This window comes from Streptomyces scabichelini (assembly GCF_011045015.1).
In the GTDB taxonomy this organism is placed as follows: Bacteria; Actinomycetota; Actinomycetes; order Streptomycetales; family Streptomycetaceae; genus Streptomyces; species Streptomyces scabichelini.
Genome location: NZ_JAAKZY010000176.1, coordinates 1 through 22,092, shown reverse-complemented (window position 1 = coordinate 22,092; position 22,092 = coordinate 1). Strand labels below are relative to the sequence as shown.

Genomic DNA, 22,092 nt, shown 5'->3' with positions numbered 1-22,092 from the left:
GTCGTGGGCCGGTGCGTCAGCCCGTCGCAGGGTGGGCATACGGCCCGGTGGTGGTACACGGTGCGGGTGGCCTGAGACCGAACCTACGCGACGGGCATACGACGCACCGACCCACGACCCCTCCCGCCGGTGGGCAGGTGCGGGGTTCGTCGGGGCGCAGGCTTTTGCTTTTAGGGGCGCGGGGAACTGCGCGACCAGCCACGACGGCGCTGCAGCCGACAACTACCCTCGGTCCCCGTAAGCCGCGCGCAGCGCATCCCGAACGGCGTCAAGCGCCACCCCCTCGGCGAGCCCAAGCCGCCGAACCCGCTCGGCATAAGCCCGAGCCGCAGACGCCGCCTCCCGCTCAGCCGCCGAACCCGCGGACGCGACAAACGTTCCGTTGCGGCCCCGCGTCTCGATCACCCCATCCGACTCCAACGCCCGATACGCCTTGGCGACCGTATTCGCCGCGAGCCCGAGCGACTCGGCGAGCCCCCGCACGGTGGGCAGCCGATACCCCACCGGCAACAACCCCGCCCGCGCCTGCTCGGAAATCTGGGCCCGCACCTGCTCATAGGGCGCGACCCCCGAACCGTCATCGATGTCGATCTTCAACGTCACGCAGTGATTGTCCCGCACCCCACGAAAATGAGAGGCACCCGACCACACCCCACACGTACCGTTCGGCCTCATGACAGTGATCGTCCGCGACTTCCGCCCGACAGACGCCGAGGGCTTCGCCCGCACCCGGCAACTGGCCCTCCCCTTCATGCTCTGCACGGCCGAGTCGATCGCCTACGACGTCGCGCACGCCCACCCGGACGCCCACTTCCAGCCGCTGGTCGCCGAGGAGGACGGCGAACTCATCGGCACGGCCCAAGTCGGCATCGTGTACGACAGCCCCAAGCCGGGCCAGGGATCCCTGACCGTGTACGTGCACCCGGAGCGGCAGGGCCGCGGCGCGGGCTCCCTGCTCGTGCGCACAGCGGAGGAGCGCCTCGGCGCCCTCGACGCGACGACGCTCTTCGCCTGGGTCATGGACACCGCCACGAACCGCGCCTTCGCCGAGAGGCGCGGCTACCGCGCGAGCCGCTCCGCGCACTTCCTCCGCCTCGACCTGGCGAACGGCACGCTGCCGCCTCTCCAGGAGCCGCCCGCGGGCGTCGAGCTGCGCCCCGCCACCGACTTCGCGGACGACCCGCGCCCCCTGTTCGCCCTGGACGCGGAGACGCTGGCCGACGAACCGAGCGACATCGCGCACGAGTTCACGGACTACGAGGCCTGGCTCAGGGAGACCTGGAACCACCCTCTGCTCAGCCACGAGCTGACCACCGTCGCCGTCGTAGACGGCCGCCCGGCCGCCTTCAGCGCGGCCCGCACCGACGGCGGCACCCGGTACGGCACCGTCATGACGGGCACCGCCCGTGCCTTCCGCGGCCGCGGCCTGGCCAAGCTCGCCAAGAACGACTCCCTGTACCGCGCCCGAGCCGCCGGCTACACGGAGGCGTTCACGGGCAACGACTCCGGAAACGGCCCTATGCTCGCGATCAACAAGTGGTTCGGCTACGAGATCTGCGCCACGGAGGTGAACCATGTCCGCGAGCTCGGCTGAGCCGGCCGGCCGCCTGGAGGTCGTCCTCGTCAAGGGCGGCCGTACGAAGATCCGTTACGCCGCCGACCTGCTCGACGACGACGGCACCCGGATCACCGTCCGTGCCCCGTGGGCGGGCGAAGGCGTCCGCGACTTCGGATTCGTACGCTTCGAGTCCGGTGACGTCTTCACGGAGTACTACTGGCGCGACCGCTGGTACGCCGTGAAGGAGGTCCGCGACGCCGAGGGCGTACTGAAGGGCTGGTACAGCGACATCACCCGCCCGGTCACGGTCTCCGGCACCAAACTGATCGTCGAGGACCTCGACCTGGACCTGTGGCGCTCCGCGGACGGCACGACCGTACTGCGCCTGGACGAGGACGAGTTCGCGGAGAGCGGCCTGGCGGAGAGGGACCCCGACGCCGCGTCGGCCGCGACGGCCGCCCTGGACGAGCTGGAACTCCTGGCCCGCGGCAACGGCTTCGACGCGCTCCTCGACTAGGGGAACGGCTCAGACCACCGCCACCACCGCGTACCGCTCGTCCTCCACCTCCCGCCCCCACAGCAGCGCCTCGTCCGACAACCGCTCCACCCGCACGTCCCGCATCAGGGGCGCGAGCAGGGCGGTCAACCGGTCGGCGGGTATGCCGACCGGACTCACCGTCCCCCACACGCCCTCTATCAGGACGAGCCGCCCACCGGGGCGGAGCAGACCGCGCCAGTGCCGCAGGACACGCTCGGGATCGGGCAGCGTCCACAGCACGTGACGGACGAGCACCACGTCGAAGCGCTGCTCGCCGACCGGCGGAGCGGCCGCGTCCCCGACGAGGAAGGCCGCGTCACGGCCGGCCAGTTTGGCGCGGGCGAGGTCGACCATGCGGGGCGAGAGGTCCACTCCGGTGACCCGGTGGCGCTGCTCGGACGCGAGGAGTGACAGGCTGCCGGTGCCGCAGCCCAGGTCCAGCACGTCGGACGGGCCGCGCGGCAGCCAGCCGCGCAATCGGGCCGCCCAGGCCTCGCGCACGGCGGGGTCGCGCAGGCCGTGGTCGGGCTCGTCGTCGAAAGTGGCGGACTCGGCGTCCCAGTCGACGTCGGCCCATGTCTCGCTCTCACGGTTGCTCGTCATGTGCCCAGAGTGACAGCCACCACTGACAACGCGGGGCGCGAGCGTGACGACCGCCACTGGCACCGCAGGCCGGGGCGTGACCCCCGCCACTGACAGGCGGCCACCGATGAGTCACGCTCCCGGGAACGGTCTACCTCCGTACAACCGCGGAACCCGGTAGACCCGAGGAGGCAGCCATGCGCCGTGTGACCATGCACAAGCCCCTGAAGAAGTCGGACTCCCGCCGGGTGCGGGACGAGGCCGACGAACGCACCGCCGAGCGCCCGGAGGTCCGAAAGGACATCCAACGCACCTGGTGGCCGGACGGCTGACCCGGCCGGGCCCCAGAGCTCAGAGCTCCAGAGCTCCAAAGCTCCAGACATGAGAACCGCCAGACATGAGAACCGTCAGGGCGACAGCCGCTTGCGGTAGTGGAGCCGGTCGTACGGCCCCTCCGCGCGACGCTCCATGAGTTCGTACCCGCACTTCGGGTAGATCTTCTGGTTCTCCCACATCATCGCGTTCGTGTAGAGCCTGATCTCGGGCAGTGCGAGCGCACGCGCGCGTGCGTCCACGAACGCGAGGAGTCGCCGCCCGATGCCCTGCCCGTGGGCGTCCGGGTGGACGGCGATGACGTCGAGGTAGAGATGGTCGTCGTGCTCCTCAAGGACGAGGAGACCGACGACCGGATCTCCGGTGACGTACACCCGCCCCGCCGCGATGTTCGCCGCATGATCCGCCTCCATCGGCACGGGTACGACCCCGATGCGCTCGATGTAGGGCTGGAACGCCGCGTCGATCACGGTCTTCACGGCGGGTTCGTCGCCGGCTTCGGCGAGACGGATTTCGGCGGGACGGATGTCGTCGGTCATACCTGGACGCTATGCCCGAACGGACGCTATGCCCGAACGGACGCTGTGTCCGAACGGACGCTATGCCTGAACGCTGCGTCGTCGCACGACCAGTTTCTTCAGCAGCGGCCAGCCGAGGATCAGCAGGATCACGGCGTACACCGTGATCGTGAAGGGCGTGTCGACCAGGCCCGAGACGCTGCCGTCGCTGATCTGGAGGGCGCGCCGCAGCTGTTGTTCGGCGTTGGGGCCGAGGATGACGCCGATGACGGCGGGCAGGATCGGCAGGCCGTAACGTCGCATGCCGAATCCGATGAGGCCGATGATCAGCAGGGTCACGAGGTCGATGACCTCGCCGCCGACCGCGTACGCGCCCACGGCCGCGAAGAACATGATCCCCGCGTACAGATACGGCCGCGGAATGCGCAGCAGCTTCGCCCACACCGGAGCCAGCGGCAGGTTGAGCGCGAGCAGCAGCACCATGCCGACGAACAGGGAGGCGATCAGGCCCCACACCAGGTCGGGTTCGCGCTCGAAGAGGAGGGGGCCCGGCTGGATGCCGTACTGCTGGAAGGCGGCGAGCATGACTGCCGCGACCGCCGTGGTCGGCAGGCCGAGGGTCAGCATCGACACCAGTGTGCCCGCCGCCGAGGCCGACGCCGCCGACTCCGGTCCCGCCACGCCTTCGATGGCGCCCTTGCCCCACTCGTCCTTGTGCTTCGACAGGCGCTTTTCCGTGACGTACGAGAGGAAGGTGGGGATCTCCGCGCCGCCCGCCGGGATCGCGCCGAACGGGAAGCCGATGGCCGGGCCCCGCAGCCAGGACTTCCAGGTCCGGTTCACATCGGCCCGCCCCAGCCACGGGCGCCCCACGGGGATCGGCTCGGGAGGCCTGCGCCGCAGGTGGGCGGCGACCCACAGGGCCTCGCCGATCGCGAAGAGGCCGACCGCGACGATCACCACGTCGATGCCGTCGGCGAGTTGGAGCGAGCCGAAGGTGAGGCGCTGCTGGCCGGTCATCTGGTCCAGGCCGACCAGGCCGAGCGTGAGTCCGATCAGCAGAGACGCCAGGCCTCGGATCCGCGACGAACCGAGCACGGAGGTCACGGCGATGAACGCGAGCACCATGATGGCGAAGTAGTCGGGCGCGCCGATGTCCACGGCGAGGTCGGCGACCGTCGGGGCGAGCGCGACCAGCAGGATCGTGCCGATCATGCCGCCCGCGAAGTGGCCGATGGCGGCGGCCGCGAGCGCCTGCGCGCCGCGCCCCGACTTGGCCATCGGGTTGCCCTCCATGGCCGCGACCACGGCGGCGCTCTCGCCGGGTGTGTTGAGGAGGATCGAGGTCGTGGAGCCGCCGAACATCGCGCCGTAGTAGATGCCCGCGAACATGATGAAGGCGCCGATCGGGTCGAGCCCGTACGTCACCGGGAGCAGCAGCGCGACCGCCATCGCGGGCCCGATGCCGGGCAGCACGCCAATGGCCGTACCGAGGAGCACGCCGATGGCCGCCCACAGCAGGTTCAGCGGGGTCAGAGCCGTACCGAAGCCGTCCAGAAGGGAGTTGAGGGCATCCATGTCACAGCACTCCCATCAGCGGTCCGCCGGGCAGCGGCACTCCGAGCAGGTTGTTGAAGACGGCGTAGGTGACGAGGGAGAGCACGGCGGCGATCAGCGGGTCGCGGTCGATGCGCCGGCTGCCGAGTGCGAAGGCGGCTCCCCAGAAGAGCAGGGCACCGGCGATGGGGAAGCCGAGCGGTTCGATGAGGACGGCGCTGGCGAGGAAGATCCCGGCCAGGAGCGACACCGTGCGCCAGTCGGCGGGTTCGGAGAGGTCGATGTCCTCGCCGGTCTCGGCCTGGCCGCGTCCGCCGCGCAGTACGTCGACGGCGAGCAGAGCGGCGATGACAAGCAGGCCGATGCCAACGACGATCGGTACGGTCTTCGGTCCGATGGGGCCGCGCTGGGCGATGTCGACATCCATGGTGAGCGCGTCGGTGAGGACGAGCACGCCGAGGGCCAGCAGCAGGACGCAGACGCCGAGTTCGGAGTGCTCACGCAGCCAGGACCGGCGCTCCTGCGCATCCGTCCCGGGAGTGTCGGGGGTTTCGGTCGTGGTGGTCACAGCCCCAGCTCCTTCAGTACGGACACCACGCGCTTGTCCTGGGCGTCCAGGAACGCTCCGAACTTGTCACCGGTCAGGAAGGCGTCGTCCCAGCCGTTCTGCTTCAGCGACTTCTGCCACTCCGGGGAGTCGTGCAGTTCCCGGATCAGCCCGGTGAGCTTGTCGCGCTCCGCCTCGGAGAGTCCTGGCGGGGCGACGATGCCGCGCCAGTTGGTGAAGTTCACGTCGTACCCGGCCTCTTTGAGCGTGGGCGCGTCGAGGTCGGGAACCCTTTCGGGTCCCGTGACCGCGAGCAGCCGCAGCTCCCCCGACTTGATCTGGTCGAGGTACTCGCCGACGCCCGAGACCCCGAACGCGACCTTGTTGCCGAGGATCGAGGCGAGCAGCTCGCCACCGCCGTCGAAGGGCACGTAGTTGACGTTCTTCGGGGCGATCCCGGCCGCGCGCGCCATCAGCATCGGCGCCAGATGGTCGGGCCCGCCGGGCGAGGAACCGCCGCCGACGGGCAGCTTGCCCGGGTTCTTCTTCCAGGCCTCGATCAGCTGGTCGATGGTCTTGTACGGGGAGTCCTTGGCGACCACGACGACGTCCTGCTCCTCGGTGAGCCGGGCGATCGGGGTGGTGTCGGCGAGGGTCTTGGGCGCGTGGTTGGAGCGGGCGGCCCCCACGACACCGAGGCCCATGGACATGGCGAGCTTGCCGTTGCCGTGCTCGCCGACGAGCCGCGTCAGGCCGACGGTGCCGCCGGCGCCGGGCAGGTTGAACACCTCGATGTTGTGGGTGAGTCCGGCGTCCTCGGCGTTCTTGGCGGCCGTACGGGCCGTGATGTCGTAGCCGCCGCCGGGTGTGTTGGGGACCATGAAGCGCAGGCCGGGGATCTTGGTGCCGGTCTCGGCGCCGCTGCCCGTGGTGAGCAGCGGCGGTCCCGCGAGCAGGAGAACGGCGGCCCCGAGCAGGGCCAGGGGAGTGCGCAGGCGCACGTGAGCCACCACCTGTCGGTACGTCGATGAGTACGGTTCGGTACGGAGAGCCCTGTGGGGTGTGAGGTGGCCCACATGTTGCCCGCGTGTTAACGAGCTGTCTCCCTTCCGGAACCAACGGATGTTGTGGTCCTTGTGGTCACGCGCTTAGCCTGCGGCCGTGACAAAGGTGCTGGTCGTGGATGACGACTTCATGGTCGCCAAACTGCACAGCCGGTATGTGTCCACGACGGACGGGTTCACGGTCGTCGGAGTGGCGCACAGCGGCGCCGAAGCGCTGCGCGCGGTGGAGCGGCTGCGCCCCGACCTCGTACTCCTCGACGTCTATCTGCCCGACATGGACGGCATCGGCGTACTGCGCGAGCTGCGCGCCGCGGAGGAACGCGATCCGGGGCGGGAACCGGTGGACGTCCTGTTCATCACGGCGGCCCGGGACGCCGAGATGGTGCGGGCGGCGCTGCGCGGCGGCGCCCTGCACTATCTGCTCAAGCCGTTCAACCGGGCCGCGCTGCAGGAGCAGTTGCACCACGTCGCCGCGTTGCGTGCCCGTCTGGACGGGCTCGACGAGGCCCGCCAGGAGGACGTCGACCAGATCTTCGGCACGCGTCCGCCCGGTTCGCGCGAGTTGCCCAAGGGGCTCGCGGCCCACACCGCGGAGCTGGTCGCGCGCACCCTGCGCGCGCATCCGGAGGGCCTGTCCGCCTCGGAGTGCGCCCAGGAGGGCACCCTGTCGCGGGTGAGCGCCCGCCGCTATCTGGAGTACTTCGCGGACACGGGACGGGCCGAGGTGACGCTTCGGTACGGAGGGGCGGGGCGGCCGGAGCGGCGCTATCGCTGGGTGGGCTGACCCTCTGCCGGCGGCCGACCTGATCGCAGTCTGAGCGCTCCCTTAACGCGAGCATAAGGATCGCCATCACCCGCTCCCAGCAGGGGATTTCACGGTTTCGAGGGGCTAGCTTGCTGATCGCCCACCCCCCGAGCGTTTCGAGGAGAGACCCCCTGATGACTGCTCGCCGCAAGACCGCCGCCATAGTCGTCGCGGCCGGTGTCGCCCCGCTCGCCCTGACCGCGCTGGCCGCCGCGCCGGCCTTCGCGCACGGTTCGATGACGGACCCGGTGAGCCGCATCTCCGCCTGCTTCGCGGAGGGCCCGGAGAACCCGGACTCGGCGGCCTGCAAGGCACTGGTCGCGGCGGGCGGCACCCAGCCGCTGTACGACTGGAACGAGGTCAACATCGCCGACGCGGCGGGCAACCATCAACAGGTGATCCCCGACAGCAAGCTGTGCAGCGCGGGCCGCGACAAGTACAAGGGGCTCGACCTGCCCCGCGCCGACTGGCCGTCCTCCCCGCTCACCTCCGGGAACCACACCTTCCGCTACAAGGCGACCGCCCCGCACAAGGGCTCCTTCGAGCTGTACGTCACCAAGGACGGCTACGACCCCACGCAGCCGCTGAAGTGGTCGGACCTGGAGGAGAAGCCGTTCGCGAAGGTCACCGACCCCCAACTGGCCAACGGCGAGTACGTCTTCGACGCCACGGTTCCCGCGAAGTCCGGCCGCCACCTGATCTACTCCATCTGGCAGCGCTCGGACTCCCCCGAGGCGTTCTACACCTGCTCGGACGTGGTCTTCGGCAAGGACACCGGCGGTTCCGGAGCTGGATCCGGATCCGGAGCCGGAGCCGGAGCCGGCACTGCTCCGGCCCCGGCCGCGTCCGCTCCGTCCGACCAGGAGATCAAGGACGGCGCCGACGAGTCCTCGGTGGACCACAACGGCCACGGGGGCGACAGCGGCGACGAGACGAGCACGCCGGCGGCGGACACCAAGGCGGCCACCGGCTCCGCCAACGAGCCGGAGACGAACGACGCCTCCGATCCCGTGCAACAGCCCGCCGGCGGCAGCGAGAACCTCGCCGAGACCGGCGGCGACAGCACCACCCCGTACATCGCCGTCGGCGGGGCGGCCGCCCTGGCGATCGGCGCCGCGGCCCTGTTCGCCTCGGTCCGCCGTCGTGCGGTGAGTGGCGGCGGCCGACACAGCCGCTGAGCGCCCCTTCGCCGCTAGCCGGCGACAGAGGCACAAGTGGTCGGGGTGGCGTGCGCCGGATCCAGGGCGTTCGTCACCTCGTGGTACGCGATGCGGTCGAAACCGCCGATCGTCACGTGCTCGGAGAAGTCGACCGCGCACCGGTCCTGGACCAGGACGTTGCGTACGTTCGGCCCGTCGAGGAACTGCGAACGGTACGGCGTGACCACCTTGTCGTACTTGGTGGCGATGACCGTGTAGTCGACACCCGGCACCGTGTCGCCGCCCACGTTGAGCTTGGCCAGGAAGGCGGAGCCGGCCATCTGGTCGGCGATGCCCGGCGTGGCCTTGGACAGCAGCTCGCCCGCGCCGGGGAAGTACGGCAGCAGATCGGCTAGGCCGCTCAGGGTGGTGCCGTGGTTGTTGGGCCCGAGGCCGACGAGGGCGTTCACCTTGGCGGCTCCGCCCAGGAATTTCACGTAGTGGCGGGGCATCATGCCGCCCTGCGAGTGGCCGACGAGGTCGGTCTCGGCGGCGCCGGTCGCGGCGAGCACCTTGTCGACGAAAGCCTGGAGCTGCTCCGCCGACTCGTCGATCGGGCCGAGGCCGTGAAGGAGCGGGACGCCGGGCAGTTGTCCGTAGTCGAGCGAGAAGACGCAGTAGCCGCGATTCTTCAGGTACGGCGCGAGGGCCAGCCAGTTGTCCACGGAGTTCCCGAGGGTGCCGTGGACGAGGACGACGGGTCGGGGATGGGCGGCGGACGGCTTGCAGGAGTAGTCGTTCCAGCCCTTGCCCGGGGCGTCGGCAGCCTCGGCGGCCTCGGCAGGGACGACGGTGACTGAGACGGTCAGCAGCAGCGTGGCCAGGGATCCGGGCAGGCGCTTCCAAGGCGGCATCGGATGATCTCCTTGCGGCTCAAGGGAGTTGGGACCGCCAAGTTACGAGCCGGTACTGCAAGGGCGAAGTGACGACGCGTACTGTTGAACCGTCACCAGGTGGGCCTGATAGGCCCATAGGGCGTGATGCGCAGCAAACGCTCACGCAGCGCGCGGACTTCAGGCTCGCCGAGCAGTTCGACCCACGGCCGCACGGCCTCGGCGGCCGCCTCCTCCGCGGCGCGCGTACAGGCCCACCCCTGCTCGGTCAGCACGATCAGCCGGGCGCGCGCGTCATCGGGATGCGGCCGCCGCTCGGCATAACCCTTGCGCACGATCTCGTCGACAAGCTGACTCGCGGCCTGCTTCGTCACGCCCAGATGCGCGGCGAGTTCGGTGACCGTGGCGCCGTCCGGGGCGAGCCGGGTGAAGGCGAAGCCGTGCGCGGGCCTCAGCCCTTCGAAACCACGGGCCTCCACCCCGTCATGGATACGCCGCGTGAGCTCGCCCGCGACGGCGAGCAGAGCGGCGGACAGGGTTATGGCCTCGGAGTTGTGCACGCATGCATTGAAACACCCTTGACGACTTGGTCAAGCTGCTTGACCATAGGCATATAGTCAAGCAGCTTGACCTTTCTGGCCATCGGAGGCATGCCATGCCCGTCGTCCGCTCGTCCGAAGCCGTGACCCATGAGATCCACGGCGCCCGCTTCGTCTCGTACGCCACTCCCCTCACCGGCAGCAAGGAACTGTGCGCCTGGCGGGGCGAGATCCCCGCGGGGACCAAAGCTCCCGCGCACACCGTCAACCGCGAGGAGATCTTCCATCTGCTCGACGGCGAACTGCTGATCACCCTCGACGGCCACACCGAACGGATCACCGCGGGTGACACCGTGATCATCAACCCGGGCAACACGCTCCGCGTCGAGAACCCCACCGACCGGACCGCGTTCTCCTGGGTCACCACCTCCATCGGCCTGGAGGCGGAACTGGCCGACGGCAGCCGCATCAGCCCGCCGTGGGCCAACTGACCCTTCTATAAAGGGACTTACGCTAAGGCCAGCGTCCCCGGAATCACCGCCCGCGGACCGAACTTCGCCCGCGCCTTGTCCGCCACCTCCTCGATACGGCGGGCCTTCTCGTCCACCGGGTCGAAGGTGAGCTGGTGCGAGGCCTGCTCGGCGGGTTCAAGACCCTCGGCGCGCAGGGCGATCCCGCGGACCCGGGCGCGCTGGAGGCCGAGCGCCTCGTACATGCGGTACGCGGCGTCGGTGAGTGCCGGGGAGTGGGCGGTCGGCTCGGGGAGCGTACGGCTGCGGGTGGTCATGGACCGGTCGGCGTAGCGCACGGTGAGGGTGAGGGTCCGGCACACCTTCTCCAGGGCGCGCAGCCGGGCACCCAGTTCCTCGGTGGCGGAGAGCAGGGCGCGCCGGTGCCGGGCCGGGTCCAACTCGTCGCGCGGGAAGGGGCGTTCCGCGGCGAGGGAGCGGGAGACGGCGTTCGGTACGACCCGGCCGCGGTCGATGCCCTGCGCCTTCTCGTGCAGTTCGCGGCCGGTACGGGTGCTGGTGAGCCGTTGCAGCGTCGACAGGGGCGCGGCGGCGACCTTGCCGACGGTGTCGAGGCCGTACTCGCACAGGGTGCGGGCGGTGGCGGCGCCGACGCCGGGGAGCGCCGTGACCGGCTGTTCGTCCAGGAACTCCGCGAGGGCGTCGGGTTCTTCGGGCACGACGCTGGTCACCCCGGGCCTGGTGCCGCGCAGGGCCATGCGCGCGAACATCGGTCCGGGCCCGGCCCCGATCGCGCACTCGACCCCGTACCAGGCCAGCGCCCGCACCCGTATCAGCGAGGCCAGTTCGACGACATCCCGCTTGAAGTACCGCTCGGCGCCCCGCAGGTCCAGCAGTGCGCCGTCGGGCGGCAGCGCCTCGACCACGGGGGTGAACTCCTCGAGCATGCCGAGGAGTTGGGGCAGAGCGGCCTCGTACATCGGAGGCAGCTGAAAACGTACACAGAGGATGGTCATCCCGCACTCCCCGGACTCTGGTGCCACAACTTCCTTCCGCTCGCGGGCCCTTCGCCCGCCGGGCGCAGATCCGCCCACGGATGCATTTCGTATCCCGTGGGCATATGGATTCGACGGTCGCCCGTCGAATCTCCCTCGCCCCGGGAGCCCTCAGGAACTCCGTCTTCCCCGGCTTTCCCGTCTTCCCCGGACTTCCCGTCGTCCCCGGTCTCCCCGTTCGGCTCCGCCAGCCTCAGCGCCACTCCGTCCAGCCCTTCCTCGTACCGCAGTTCCACCAGGTCGGCGAGATTCCAGGCCGCCGAGCCGACCACGCTGAGGCTGCGCGGGCCGCGGCGCTGGACCACACCGCGTACGAGCAGGAGCCAGGAGTGGAAGACGGTGTGGGCGCACGCGTCGTGGGAGTCGTCGAAGAAGGCGAGGTCGACAAGGCCGGTGCCGTCGTCAAGCGTGGTGAAGATGACCCGCTTGCCGGAGCGGATCGGCGGCGTCTGAGTGGCCGCCTTGGCGCCCGCGACCAGGACCGTCTCGCCGTGCCGCGCCTCCCGCAGCCGGCGCGCCGTGACCACGCCCAGCTCGTCCAGGAACTCCCGGTGGTCGTCCATCAGATTGCGGGAGGCGTCCATGGAGAGCACACCGAGCTCGGCGCTGAGCCGTTCCGCGTCGTCGAGGTCGGGCAGCCCGGCGGAGGCGGTGTTCCGGCCGCCGGACAAGGGGAGTTGGGCCCCGCGCCCGCCCCGCGCGCCCCGGTGCAGCTCCGCCAGGTGCAGTTGCAGATCACGCCGGTTGGCGCCGAACGCGTCCAGCGCGCCGACCTGCGCGAGCCGCCCGGCCAGCGGACGGCTCGGGCGGGCCCTTTCCCAGAAGTCGAGCAGGGAGGCGTACGGCTGCCCGTCCGCGATCCGCGTCGCCTCGGCCTTGCTGATGCCGTGTACGTCGGAGAGGGCCAGCCGCAGGCCCCACCGGTCCGGCGAACCCCTTTCCCCGCACACCAGTTCGATACGGTGGGCGACCGCCGACTTGTTCACGTCCAGCGGCAGGACCGGCACCCCGCGCCGCCGCGCGTCCGCGAGCAGCAGCCGCTTCGGATACATCCCGGGGTCGTGCGTGAGCAACCCGGCGTAGAAGGCAGCCGGGTGATGGGCCTTCAGCCACGCCGACTGGTACGTCGGTACGGCGAAGGCGACCGCGTGCGCCTTGCAGAAGCCGTACGACCCGAAGGCCTCGAGGATCTCCCAGGCGTGCGCGATCGTCTCCGTGGAGTAGCCCTTCGCGGCCGCGTGCCGCGCGAACCACAGGCGGATCCGTCCCTGCAGCTCAGGATCGGAAAGGCCGCGCCGGATCTGGTCGGCCTCGTCGCGTCCGCAGCCGGTCATGATGTGCACGATGTCGATGATCTGCTCGTGGAAGACCACGACTCCGTACGTCTCCCGCAGCGGTTTCTCCAGGTTCTGGTGCGGATAGCGGGCCGGTGCCCGGCCGTGCCGCGCCGCGATGAACGGCCGCACCATGTCGGCGGCGACCGGCCCGGGGCGGAAGAGTGAGATGTCGACCACGAGATCGTGGAAGGTCGCGGGCTGAAGCCTGCCGACCAGGTCCCGCTGGCCCGGCGACTCGATCTGGAAGCAGCCCAGCGTCTCGGTGGACCGGATGAGTTCATACGTCGCCGGGTCGTCCGGAGGTACCGCGTCCAGGTCCACGGACGCCCCCGTCGCCCGCTTCACCTCCGCCACGGCGTGCGCCATCGCGGACTGCATCCGCACGCCCAGCACATCGAGTTTGAGCAGCCCGAGATCCTCGACGTCGTCCTTGTCGAACTGCGCCATGGGGAACCCCTCGCCGCTGGTCGGCATGACCGGCGTACGGGAAAGGAGGGAGGCGTCGGAGAGCAGGACCCCGCACGGGTGCATGGCGACTCCGCGCGGCAGGGCGTCGAGGGCTTCGACCAGCTCCCACAGCTTCCCGTACCGCTCCCTCTCCCCCGCCAGGGCCTTGAGTTCGGGCAGTTCGTCCAGGGCCGCGCGGGCGTCGCGGGCGCGGATGTGCGGGAAGGACTTGGCGATCCGGTCGATGTCGGCCGGGTCCATGGAGAGGGCGGCGCCGACGTCGCGGATGGCGTGCCGTACGCGATAGGTCTCGGGCATGGCGACGGTCGCGACGCGCTCGGTGCCGAACCGGTCGATGATCGCGCGGTAGACCTCGAGCCGGCGCGCGGACTCGACGTCGATGTCGATGTCGGGCAGGACCGCGCGGCGCTTGGACAGGAACCGTTCCATCAGCAGCCCGTTCTCGACGGGGTCCGCGTGCGCGATGCCGAGGAGGTGGTTGACGAGGGACCCGGCGCCGGAGCCGCGCGCGGCGACCCGGATGCCCATCTTCCGTACGTCGTCGACGACTTCGGCGACCGTCAGGAAGTAGGTGGCGAAGTTGTGGTGGGCGATGATGTCGAGTTCCTGGTGCATCCGCTCCCAGTACGCGCGCCGTGAGTCGTAGCCGCGCAGCACCATGCCCGCCGCCGCGCGCGAGGCCAGCACGCGCTGTGCGGTGCGGCGGCCTGCGCCGACGAGATGCGGTTCGGGGAAGTGGACGGCGCCGATGCCGAGGTCGTCCTCGGGGTCGACGAGGCATTCGGCGGCCGTGGACCGGGTCTGTTCCAGCAGGCGGTGCGCGGTGTCGCGGCGGTAGCCGGCGGCCTCGACGATCCGTTCGGCGGCATCGAGCATGGCGTCCGCGCCCTTGAGCCAGGCCTCGCCGCTGTCCAGCTTGCGGGGGTCGACGGGCACGAGGCGGCGGGCGGCGTCCAGCACGTCGGCGACCGGGCCCATGCCCGGGTCGGCGTACCGGACGGCGTTGCTGAGCACCGGGCGCAGCCGCTGCTCGGCGGCGAAGCCGACGGTGCGGGCGGCGAGGCGCAGCGAGCCGGGTCCTGTGCCCTCGCGGCCGTGCCAGACGGCTTCGAGGCGCAGGGCGTCACCGTAGATCTCCCGCCAGGGGGCGAGCAGCTTCGCGGCCCGGTCGGGACGGCCCGCGGCGAGCGCACGGCCCACGTCGGAGTCGGGGCCGAGCAGGACGGTCAGACCCTCGGCGTGGTTGTCGGCCCAGGGCAGCAGGGGCGGGCTTCCCTGCGTGTCGTCCCCCGCATGCGATGCAGTAACGATTCTGCAGAGATCGGCCCAGCCGAGCGCACCATCCCGGGCGAGGAAGGTCACGCGAGGTGTCGACTCGTCGATGAAGGCACCGCCGCGTACGGGAGTGCGCCGCCGCGCCCGCCCCGCGGACTCCTCCGGCGGAGCCACCGCGAGCTCCGCTCCGAACAGCGGACGTACGCCCTCGGCGGCACAGGCCTTGGCGAACCGGACCGCACCCGCGAGGGTGTCCCGGTCGGTGAGCGCGAGGGCGTCCATACCGCGCTCGGAGGCGCGCTCGGCCAGCCGCTCCGGGTGGGAAGCTCCATAGCGCAGGGAGAACCCGGAAACGGTGTGCAGATGCGTGAAGTCCGGCACGCGCACCTCCACTCCCGGTGGGCTCCCACGCCAGCCCTCGAACGTTCATTCCCTGCCCTCTCACCCCCACCATAGACCAATTCTCGAACGTGTGTACGACATCTGCATCCCGCCTGTGCGACATCCACTGGAACCCGCCCCACCTGCGCAAACGTCACGAAACGCGAAAGTCCCGCCCCCGCGCGGGCAGCGCGGGGACGGGACTGACCGAGCCGGTGGAGCCGTCAGCCGATCTCGGTGCCGGTGGCCTCAAGGGCCTCCGTGACCGGCTGGAAGAAGGTCTCGCCGCCGGAGGTGCAGTCGCCGCTGCCGCCGGAGGTGAGGCCGATCGCGTCGCTGCCCGAGAAGAGCGAGCCGCCGCTGTCACCGGGCTCGGCGCAGACGTCGGTCTGGATGAGCCCGTTGACGACGTCGCCGCCGCCGTAGTTCACGGTGGCGTCAAGGCCGGTGACCGTGCCGTCGGACACCTGGGTCGTGGAACCGCTGCGAATGACCTCCATGCCGACGGTGGCCTCGGCCGCGCCCGTGATCTCCTGGGCGGTGCCGTCGTAGAGGTTCACCTCGCTCGGGTGCTCCACGTCCGCGGTGTACTTGACCAGGCCGTAGTCGTTTTCCGGGAAGCTGGAGTCCGCGTTCTCGCCGATCACGTTGCCGTCCGCGTCCGACCAGCTGGTGATCGCCTCGGTGCAGTGCCCGGCGGTCAGGAAGGCCGGCTCCCCGCCCTGAACCACGTTGAAGCCGAGCGAACAGCGGCTGCCGCCACCGGTGATCGCGTCACCGCCGGCGATGAACTTCTTGAACTCGCCCTTGGTGGTCTTGAGTTCGGCCTTCGCGCCGAGCTTCTCGACGACCTCGGTCAGCTGGGCCATCTTCGCGCCCTTGACCGTGCGGTCCGCGGTGACGACGATCTTGTTGGTGGCCGGGTCGGTCGCCCACGAGGTGCCGGGGATCGTCGCGTCCTGCTTCAGCGTCGTACGGGCGCTCTTCAACTCGGCGAGGGAGTTCTCGACGATTCTCGCCTTGGCTCCCGCCGACTCGACGGCGTCGGCCGCGGCCTTGTCGAGCACGTTCACGACGAGGTTCTTGGCCTTTGCGTCGTAGTACGTTCCCGCCGCCTCGGCGCCGAGGTCCTTGCCGAGCGTCGAGGCGAGCTTTCCGGCCGCCTTGACCGAGAGGGTCTCGGGCGTGGGTGCGGCCGTGGTCTCACTCGCGTTCGCGGACTGGAAGGTGACTCCCGCGGCGACCAGTGCGGCGATGCCCGCACCTGCCACGGCGGCACGCCGCTTGGGTATGCGTCGGTGCTTCAACTCACGTCCTCCTGTGGGGGGTCGGCCGCGACGGCTGTGGGGGCCCTCGCGACCGCAAGATGTACGGGCATGGACACGACAGACAAAAAATGCCACGTCCACGCCAGCGGACGTCGACCACTATCCCGATTCTTACGGGGAGCACACAAGGCCTACTTCAGGACGCGCACGCGGCAACAAGCGTGCGCCCCCCGCAGGTTGACGCGCGTTGACCCGCCGGAATAAACACCATGTCAGTTCCCGCAGCAAACACTACGAGCGAGTAACTATGGGCATTCTGTGAGGTCTAGCCCTGTCCGGATTTCGACCCTCCGGCGTCCAGATCGAACGGTTCGGGGACGGACGGTAGTTGCTCTCGCACCGATTGCTCCGGCTCGGAGGACGACTCCTTCGCCTCCGACAACTGCTGCTGGGACTGCGACAACAGCCGCTGAAGCTGGGCGAACATCTCCGGGGAGGGCAGGGACGGCTGCTCCTGGGAAGGCGCCGCCGCCGGCTGCTGCGCACGCTCCAGGAAGCGCAGCAGCTCCACCGGGAAGGGCAGCACGAGCGTGGAGTTCTTCTCGGCCGCGACCGCCACCACGGTCTGCAGCAGCCGCAGTTGAAGCGCGGCGGGCTGGTCGGACATCACTCCGGCTGCCTCCGCCAGCTTCTTGGAGGCCTGCAACTCGGCGTCGGCGTTGATGACCCGGGCCCGCCGCTCACGGTCGGCCTCCGCCTGCCGTGCCATGGACCGTTTCATCGTCTCCGGCAGCGATACGTCCTTGATCTCGACGCGGTCGATGGAGACACCCCACTCCACGGCCGGGCTGTCGATCATCAGCTCCAGCCCCTGGTTGAGCTTTTCGCGGTTGGAGAGCAGATCGTCCAGCTCACTCTTGCCGATGATGGAGCGCAGCGACGTCTGCGCCATCTGCGCCACCGCGAACCGGTAGTCCTCGACCCGGATGACCGCGTCGGCGGCGGACACCACCTTGAAGTAGACGACGGCGTCCACGCGCACCGTCACGTTGTCCCGCGTGATGCCCTCCTGCCCGGGCACCGGCATCGTCACGATCTGCATGTTGACCTTCTGGAGCCGGTCCACGAAGGGCACGATCATGGTGAATCCGGGCCCGCGCACTTCGGATCGCAGCTTGCCGAGCCGGAGCACCACACCCCGTTCGTACTGCTTGACGACGCGGGCCGCCGCCATCACATACACCGCTCCGACGGATCCGAGAGTCACTCCCGCCGCCACCAGCTCCTCGATCATTACGACCCCCAGGGTCCGTATCGGGCGCATCAGGTGTGTACTTCATGTACCTCGACGGTAACTCCGGCGCGGACGCGAAGGGGAGATGGAGGACGCAGGTGCCGAACGGCATTCGGATGCGGGACGGACGGTGGCTGGCGATCGAGGAGTGGGGCGATCCGGACGGCACGCCGGTGGTGCTGCTGCACGGCACACCGGGCTGCCGGTACGGGGCGGTGCCGCAGGATCTGGTGGCCGCGCGCCCCGGGGTGCGGTTCATCGCGTACGACCGCCCGGGGTACGGGGACTCGGACCGCGGCCCCGGCCGCCGGGTGGCGCACGCCGCGCGGGACGTGGCCGCGGTGGCCGATGCGCTGAAACTCGGCCGCTTCTCGGTGCTCGGCCGCTCGGGCGGCGCCCCGCACGCACTGGCCTGCGCGGCGCTGCTGCCGAGCCGGGTGCGGCGCGTGGCGGCGATGATGAGTCTCGCACCGCCCGACGCCGAGGGGCTGAGCTGGTTCGACGGGATGGCCGAGTCCAACGTCGAGGAGTTCACCCAGGCCCTGACCGACCCGCTGGACTTCGCGGAACGCATCTCCGCGCGGGCTTCCGCGATCCGCAAGGACCCGGCCCAGCTTCTCGTGTCGATCCGCGACGGCCTCACCGACTCCGACCGGCGGGTCATCTCCAGGCCCGCCGTCAGCGAGATGCTGCTGCGCACGTTCCGCGAGGCGCTGCGCAGTTCGGCGTACGGCTGGATCGACGACGACCTCGCCCTGCTGAGCCACTGGGGCTTCGCCCCGGCGGCGATCACCCGCCCCGTACTGCTGTGGCACGGCGCCCAGGACGCCTTCTCCCCGGTGGGCCACTTCGAGTGGCTGGCCGAGCACATCCCCCGCGCCCGCCCCGTCCTGGACCCGGAGGCCGGTCACTTCGCGGCCCTGGAGGCCCTTCCTGACGTACTCGACTGGCTGTGCCCGACGCCGCGGACCGCGAGCTGACGTTGCCCCAACGCGGGCGGGCGTGAGCAAGGACGAGCCCCCGCACCACACGTGCGTGCGGAGGCTCGTCCACTGCTGGCTGCAGGTCGGGTAATGCGAGTGCGGTGCTCTTACGAGCCTTCGTGCCTTACGAGCCTTCGTGCTTTACGTGCCTTCATGCTTTACGTGCCTTGCGCGCCGATCAGTAGACGCTGACCCCGTAGGCGCTCAGGGCCTCGGTGACCGGCTGGAAGAAGGTGGTGCCACCGGAGGAGCAGTTGCCGCTGCCGCCGGAGGTCAGACCGTACGCGGTGCCGTTGCTGCCGTAGAGCGAGCCGCCGGAGTCGCCGGGCTCGGCGCAGACCGTGGTCTGGATCAGGCCGCCCACGACGTCGCCGCCGCCGTAGTTGACGCTCACGTTCAGGGCGGTGACCCGGCCGCTGTGCGTACCGGTGGTGGAGCCGTCACGGATGACGGTGGTGCCCACGCTGGGCGTGGCCGCGCGGGTGATGTTGACGCCGTTCGCGGTGCCGGGCCTGCTGACGGACCCGGAGTACCGCACGATGCCGTAGTCGTTGCCCGGGAAGCTGGAGCCGGTGGTCGAGCCGATGACCGTGGTGCGGCCGGAGTTGGAGTACCAGGTGCCCGCGCCGTCGGTGCAGTGACCGGCGGTCAGGAAGAACTGCGTACCGCTGCTGTTCTGGACGTTGAAGCCGAGGGAGCAGCGCCAGCTACTCGCATAGATGGCGTCGCCGCCCTGGATGAGCTTGCTGAACTTGCCCGGAGTGTGCTTGATCTCAAGGGCGCCGGCGTTGCTGCCCGCCGCTTTCTTGATCTTCGCTATCTCCGCGTCGGAGACGGTGCTGTCGACGGTGACGAGTACCTTGTCGTTCTTGGAGTCGACCGCCCAGGCGGTGCCCGGTACATCGGCCTGGAGCACCGAGGAGCCGGCCTTCTTGAGTTCGGCCGTGCTGAAGGTCTGTGCGTCGCTCGCGTTCGCGTTGGGGACGGTGACGGCGGCCGCGGCCACGAGTCCGGTGCCCACGGCGATCAGCCGGGTCCGTCTCGCTATGCCGCTGCGGGGGGTGGTGCGCTTGGTCCTCACTTTTCGTTCCTCCACATTGGGAAGTAGGGGGCCCGTGTGGGGTCGGGGCCCGTGAGGCGCAGCCAGAGACACGCGTCCGGATTCCGAACACGCTGTGTCCCTGACAGGCGCTGGGTGGAATAGTCGACCGCGCGGCCGACCTGCGCAAGAGTGCCTTTCGGCCGTGCAGCGTTCAACTTGCGTACGCCCTGAGGAGATTGCTCAGGTCAGAGAGCGGATTGCACTCCCCCGCGGCAATCGACGCGCTCAGGGTATTCCCGGGGGACGAGAAAGGGCAGATGCCGCACATCACTGGCGAAGGGCTCCCACCCACCACCAGGTGATGTCCGGAAGTCGCCCCGCAGCCGACGCTCGACCTGAGCCTCCGTCAGAACGAACCGCGCGGCCTCGTTTCGACCACCTCGTTCACCCGTACGCCCCGCCCGTCACCCATACGCCGTGAAGAATCATATTTCACTCACAGTCAGCAGCCGTACGCGGCAAGACCCTTGGGAAACGCGGGCTCTCGACTAATTCGTTGTGCACCAGTACCGTCACGAAACCCCCGTGCGGCGTCTATCCCCTTGGCGCGACATCCGCATCATGGACGACGATAGGGATGCGGATAGCAGAAAGACCGCTGTGAGAGGAGGCGTTCATGGGATCGGTGCGCAAGGCGAGTGCCTGGCTTGGCCTCGTCGACGACAACAACGATGACGAGCGTTACTACGACGACGACTACGCCGAAGGCTCCGAGCCCCGGGATGCCTGGGTCACGGATCCGCGCGTGAAGGTGGCGTCGGAGGCGGCCGAGGAGAAGGGCCGCCGGATCGGCACGGTCACCCCGGACAGCTTCCGGGACGCCCGTGGCATCGGCGAGCTCTTCCGCGACGGCGTCCCCGTCATCATGAACCTCACGGCCATGGAGCCCGCCGACGCCAAGCGCGTCGTCGACTTCGCGGCCGGCCTGATCTTCGGCCTGCGCGGCTCGATCGAGCGCGTGTCGAACCGTGTATTCCTGCTGACCCCCGCCGACACCGAGATCGTCAGCGGGGAGCCGACGGCCCGTCGCACGGACGGTTTCTTCAATCAGAGCTGAGGCGAGGCCGCGCCCCCTTATTTTGGGCTCGGTTCGCCTCCGGGACGCTAAAGCCTGTGTCGAGAGGCCGACCGTGCTCAACCCCTCCTTCGTCGGGGCCTCCGCGCTCCCCCACGCTCGGCTTCGCTCGCGCGGGGGGGACCCCCATGCCCTCTCGACACAGGCGCGCCCCTTCGGCTCACTCGCCAGGGCTTCCTCGCGGCGCCGCGCAGGCCTGTCGGGCCTACCTGAACGCGTCGAGGCCGGTGAGCGCCTTGCCCAGCACGAGTTGGTGCATCTCGACGGTGCCTTCATAGGTCAGCACCGATTCCAGATTCGTGGCATGCCGCATCACGGGGTATTCGAGCGAGATCCCGTTGGCGCCGAGGATCGTGCGCGCGGTACGGCAGATGTCGATCGCTTCTCGTACGTTGTTGAGCTTGCCGAAACTGACCTGCTCGGGACGCAGCCGTCCCGCGTCCATCCGCCGCCCCAAATGGTGTGCGAGCAGAATCCCCTTGTGCAGCTCGACCGCCATGTCGGCGAGCTTGGCCTGGGTGAGTTGGAAGCCGCCGATGGGCCGCCCGAACTGCTCGCGGGTCTTCGCGTATTCGACCGCCGCCTCGAAACTCGACCGCGCGGCGCCCATCGCGCCCCACACGATCCCGTAACGGGCGTGCGAGAGGCAGCTGAGCGGCCCCTTCAGCCCGCTGACCTCGGGCAGTACGGCATCGGCGGGCAGCCGCACATCGTCGAGTACGAGCTCACTGGTGACCGACGCCCGCAGTGACCACTTGTGCTTGATCTCGGGCGCGGAGAAACCGGCGCTGTCGGTGGGCACGACGAAGCCACGGATCCCGTCGTCGGTCGCCGCCCAGACAACGGCGACACCGGCGACCGAGCCGTTGGTGATCCACATCTTGCGCCCGTTCAGGACCCAGTCGGTCCCGTCCCGCTTGGCGTACGTACGCATGGAGCCCGGGTCGGACCCGTGATCGGGCTCGGTCAGCCCGAAGCACCCGATGACCTCGCCGGAGGCCATCCGCGGCAGCCACCGCTGCTTCTGCTCCTCCGACCCGAACCGGTGGATCGCGTACATGGCGAGCGACCCCTGCACGGAGACCAGCGACCGGATCCCGGAGTCGGCGGCCTCCAGCTCCAGACAGGCGAGCCCGTACTGCACCGCACTCGCACCCGCGCACCCATACCCGCTGAGCGACATCCCCAGCGCCCCGATCTCCCCCAACTCCCGCGCCAGCTCCCGGACTCCGGGCAACTCCCCCTTCTCGTACCACTCGGCCACATACGGCATCACCCGGTCCGCGGCCCAGTCCCGCACGGTCTCCCGGA

The 22,092-nt window shown here is 69.9% G+C and carries 22 protein-coding genes; 8 read left to right on the top strand and 14 right to left on the bottom strand.

What is annotated here, in order from left to right:
- Window positions 1-222 precede the first annotated feature (222 nt).
- Window positions 223-603 carry a GntR family transcriptional regulator gene (locus G5C60_RS37900; protein ID WP_338146048.1) on the bottom strand — a complete coding sequence of 127 codons (381 nt, stop codon included), beginning with the start codon at window positions 601-603 and terminating at the stop codon, window positions 223-225.
- A 70-nt stretch (window positions 604-673) separates the two neighbouring features.
- Between G5C60_RS37900 and G5C60_RS37895 the strand changes: the two genes are divergently transcribed.
- Both G5C60_RS37895 and G5C60_RS37890 read left to right on the top strand, forming a co-directional pair.
- Window positions 674-1,594, top strand: coding sequence for a GNAT family N-acetyltransferase (locus G5C60_RS37895; RefSeq protein ID WP_165266442.1), 921 nt, complete (start codon window positions 674-676; stop codon window positions 1,592-1,594).
- Window positions 1,575-2,075 (top strand): ribonuclease FAU-1 family protein, encoded by a 501-nt coding sequence (locus G5C60_RS37890; protein WP_165266440.1) that lies wholly within the window; start codon window positions 1,575-1,577, stop codon window positions 2,073-2,075. The genes G5C60_RS37895 and G5C60_RS37890 overlap by 20 nt, the downstream gene beginning before the upstream one ends.
- A gap of 9 nt (window positions 2,076-2,084) precedes the next feature.
- On the opposite strand, the gene G5C60_RS37885 is transcribed toward G5C60_RS37890, so the two are convergent.
- Window positions 2,085-2,699, bottom strand: a complete 615-nt coding sequence (locus G5C60_RS37885; RefSeq protein WP_165266438.1) for a class I SAM-dependent methyltransferase — start codon at window positions 2,697-2,699, stop codon at window positions 2,085-2,087.
- A gap of 176 nt (window positions 2,700-2,875) precedes the next feature.
- On the opposite strand from G5C60_RS37885, the gene G5C60_RS53360 reads away from it, so the two are divergent.
- Window positions 2,876-3,010 carry a hypothetical protein gene (locus tag G5C60_RS53360; protein ID WP_277611438.1) on the top strand — a complete coding sequence of 45 codons (135 nt, stop codon included), beginning with the start codon at window positions 2,876-2,878 and terminating at the stop codon, window positions 3,008-3,010.
- A 75-nt stretch (window positions 3,011-3,085) separates the two neighbouring features.
- Here the strand turns inward: G5C60_RS53360 and G5C60_RS37880 are convergent, their stop codons facing one another.
- From G5C60_RS37880 to G5C60_RS37865, 4 genes are read right to left on the bottom strand one after another with little or no spacing between them, the layout of a single operon-like run.
- Complete coding sequence (locus tag G5C60_RS37880) at window positions 3,086-3,550, bottom strand: GNAT family N-acetyltransferase (RefSeq protein WP_165266436.1); 465 nt, start codon at window positions 3,548-3,550, stop codon at window positions 3,086-3,088.
- 60 nt (window positions 3,551-3,610) lie between these two features.
- Window positions 3,611-5,107, bottom strand: a complete 1,497-nt coding sequence (locus G5C60_RS37875; protein ID WP_165266434.1) for a tripartite tricarboxylate transporter permease — start codon at window positions 5,105-5,107, stop codon at window positions 3,611-3,613.
- Window position 5,108: 1 nt separating this feature from the next.
- Window positions 5,109-5,654: a tripartite tricarboxylate transporter TctB family protein gene (locus G5C60_RS37870; RefSeq protein ID WP_165266432.1), complete on the bottom strand. Its 546-nt coding sequence runs from the start codon at window positions 5,652-5,654 to the stop codon at window positions 5,109-5,111.
- Window positions 5,651-6,634, bottom strand: coding sequence for a tripartite tricarboxylate transporter substrate-binding protein (locus tag G5C60_RS37865; RefSeq protein ID WP_165266451.1), 984 nt, complete (start codon window positions 6,632-6,634; stop codon window positions 5,651-5,653). Before G5C60_RS37865 ends, G5C60_RS37870 begins: the two co-directional genes overlap by 4 nt.
- Before the next feature lie 160 nt (window positions 6,635-6,794).
- Here G5C60_RS37865 and G5C60_RS37860 point away from each other — a divergent pair, with 160 nt between their 5' ends.
- Together G5C60_RS37860 and G5C60_RS37855 are read left to right on the top strand one after the other, a co-directional pair.
- Entirely contained in the window at window positions 6,795-7,481 is a 687-nt protein-coding gene (locus tag G5C60_RS37860; protein ID WP_338146047.1) for a response regulator, read from the top strand.
- A 155-nt stretch (window positions 7,482-7,636) separates the two neighbouring features.
- Window positions 7,637-8,680 carry a lytic polysaccharide monooxygenase auxiliary activity family 9 protein gene (locus tag G5C60_RS37855; RefSeq protein ID WP_165266430.1) on the top strand — a complete coding sequence of 348 codons (1,044 nt, stop codon included), beginning with the start codon at window positions 7,637-7,639 and terminating at the stop codon, window positions 8,678-8,680.
- Window positions 8,681-8,694: 14 nt separating this feature from the next.
- On the opposite strand, the gene G5C60_RS37850 is transcribed toward G5C60_RS37855, so the two are convergent.
- Both G5C60_RS37850 and G5C60_RS37845 read right to left on the bottom strand, forming a co-directional pair.
- A complete protein-coding gene (locus G5C60_RS37850; RefSeq protein WP_165266429.1) occupies window positions 8,695-9,555 on the bottom strand; it encodes an esterase/lipase family protein in 861 nt (286 codons plus the stop codon).
- Window positions 9,556-9,647: 92 nt separating this feature from the next.
- Window positions 9,648-10,094 (bottom strand): MarR family transcriptional regulator, encoded by a 447-nt coding sequence (locus tag G5C60_RS37845; protein ID WP_165266427.1) that lies wholly within the window; start codon window positions 10,092-10,094, stop codon window positions 9,648-9,650.
- Between the two features lie 95 nt (window positions 10,095-10,189).
- Here G5C60_RS37845 and G5C60_RS37840 point away from each other — a divergent pair, with 95 nt between their 5' ends.
- Window positions 10,190-10,564: a cupin domain-containing protein gene (locus G5C60_RS37840; RefSeq protein WP_165266425.1), complete on the top strand. Its 375-nt coding sequence runs from the start codon at window positions 10,190-10,192 to the stop codon at window positions 10,562-10,564.
- Between the two features lie 17 nt (window positions 10,565-10,581).
- Here the strand turns inward: G5C60_RS37840 and G5C60_RS37835 are convergent, their stop codons facing one another.
- The 4 genes from G5C60_RS37835 to G5C60_RS37820 all read right to left on the bottom strand — a co-directional run bounded on the left by G5C60_RS37835 (window position 10,582) and on the right by G5C60_RS37820 (window position 17,621).
- Window positions 10,582-11,559 (bottom strand): DNA polymerase Y family protein, encoded by a 978-nt coding sequence (locus G5C60_RS37835; RefSeq protein ID WP_165266423.1) that lies wholly within the window; start codon window positions 11,557-11,559, stop codon window positions 10,582-10,584.
- Window positions 11,556-15,059, bottom strand: a complete 3,504-nt coding sequence (locus tag G5C60_RS37830) for a DNA polymerase III subunit alpha (protein WP_165266421.1) — start codon at window positions 15,057-15,059, stop codon at window positions 11,556-11,558. The genes G5C60_RS37835 and G5C60_RS37830 overlap by 4 nt, the downstream gene beginning before the upstream one ends.
- 224 nt (window positions 15,060-15,283) lie before the next feature.
- On the bottom strand, window positions 15,284-16,366 hold the full coding sequence (locus tag G5C60_RS37825; protein WP_165266419.1) for a S1 family peptidase: 1,083 nt from the start codon (window positions 16,364-16,366) through the stop codon (window positions 15,284-15,286).
- 286 nt (window positions 16,367-16,652) lie between these two features.
- Complete coding sequence (locus tag G5C60_RS37820; RefSeq protein WP_165266447.1) at window positions 16,653-17,621, bottom strand: slipin family protein; 969 nt, start codon at window positions 17,619-17,621, stop codon at window positions 16,653-16,655.
- 98 nt (window positions 17,622-17,719) lie between these two features.
- Here G5C60_RS37820 and G5C60_RS37815 point away from each other — a divergent pair, with 98 nt between their 5' ends.
- Window positions 17,720-18,601 (top strand): alpha/beta fold hydrolase, encoded by an 882-nt coding sequence (locus G5C60_RS37815; protein ID WP_338146046.1) that lies wholly within the window; start codon window positions 17,720-17,722, stop codon window positions 18,599-18,601.
- Window positions 18,602-18,782: 181 nt separating this feature from the next.
- Here the strand turns inward: G5C60_RS37815 and G5C60_RS37810 are convergent, their stop codons facing one another.
- Entirely contained in the window at window positions 18,783-19,685 is a 903-nt protein-coding gene (locus G5C60_RS37810; protein WP_165266415.1) for a trypsin-like serine protease, read from the bottom strand.
- 637 nt (window positions 19,686-20,322) lie between these two features.
- Between G5C60_RS37810 and G5C60_RS37805 the strand changes: the two genes are divergently transcribed.
- Window positions 20,323-20,763 (top strand): cell division protein SepF, encoded by a 441-nt coding sequence (locus tag G5C60_RS37805; protein ID WP_165266413.1) that lies wholly within the window; start codon window positions 20,323-20,325, stop codon window positions 20,761-20,763.
- 223 nt (window positions 20,764-20,986) lie between these two features.
- Here G5C60_RS37805 and G5C60_RS37800 read toward each other — a convergent pair.
- Window positions 20,987-22,092, bottom strand: a 1,106-nt coding sequence (locus G5C60_RS37800; RefSeq protein WP_165266411.1) for an acyl-CoA dehydrogenase family protein, incomplete at its 5' end; no start/stop codon positions are given.

Bases quoted from the DNA above. Each gene is read 5' to 3' on its own strand.
- G5C60_RS37895 (WP_165266442.1), top strand. From the start codon at position 674: ATGACAGTGATCGTCCGCGACTTCCGCCCGACAGACGCCGAGGGCTTC.
- G5C60_RS37890 (WP_165266440.1), top strand. From the start codon at position 1,575: ATGTCCGCGAGCTCGGCTGAGCCGGCCGGCCGCCTGGAGGTCGTCCTC.
- G5C60_RS37885 (WP_165266438.1), bottom strand. From the start codon at position 2,699: ATGACGAGCAACCGTGAGAGCGAGACATGGGCCGACGTCGACTGGGAC.
- G5C60_RS53360 (WP_277611438.1), top strand. From the start codon at position 2,876: ATGCGCCGTGTGACCATGCACAAGCCCCTGAAGAAGTCGGACTCCCGC.
- G5C60_RS37880 (WP_165266436.1), bottom strand. From the start codon at position 3,550: ATGACCGACGACATCCGTCCCGCCGAAATCCGTCTCGCCGAAGCCGGC.
- G5C60_RS37875 (WP_165266434.1), bottom strand. From the start codon at position 5,107: ATGGATGCCCTCAACTCCCTTCTGGACGGCTTCGGTACGGCTCTGACC.
- G5C60_RS37855 (WP_165266430.1), top strand. From the start codon at position 7,637: ATGACTGCTCGCCGCAAGACCGCCGCCATAGTCGTCGCGGCCGGTGTC.
- G5C60_RS37850 (WP_165266429.1), bottom strand. From the start codon at position 9,555: ATGCCGCCTTGGAAGCGCCTGCCCGGATCCCTGGCCACGCTGCTGCTG.
- G5C60_RS37840 (WP_165266425.1), top strand. From the start codon at position 10,190: ATGCCCGTCGTCCGCTCGTCCGAAGCCGTGACCCATGAGATCCACGGC.
- G5C60_RS37835 (WP_165266423.1), bottom strand. From the start codon at position 11,559: ATGACCATCCTCTGTGTACGTTTTCAGCTGCCTCCGATGTACGAGGCC.
- G5C60_RS37820 (WP_165266447.1), bottom strand. From the start codon at position 17,621: ATGATCGAGGAGCTGGTGGCGGCGGGAGTGACTCTCGGATCCGTCGGA.
- G5C60_RS37805 (WP_165266413.1), top strand. From the start codon at position 20,323: ATGGGATCGGTGCGCAAGGCGAGTGCCTGGCTTGGCCTCGTCGACGAC.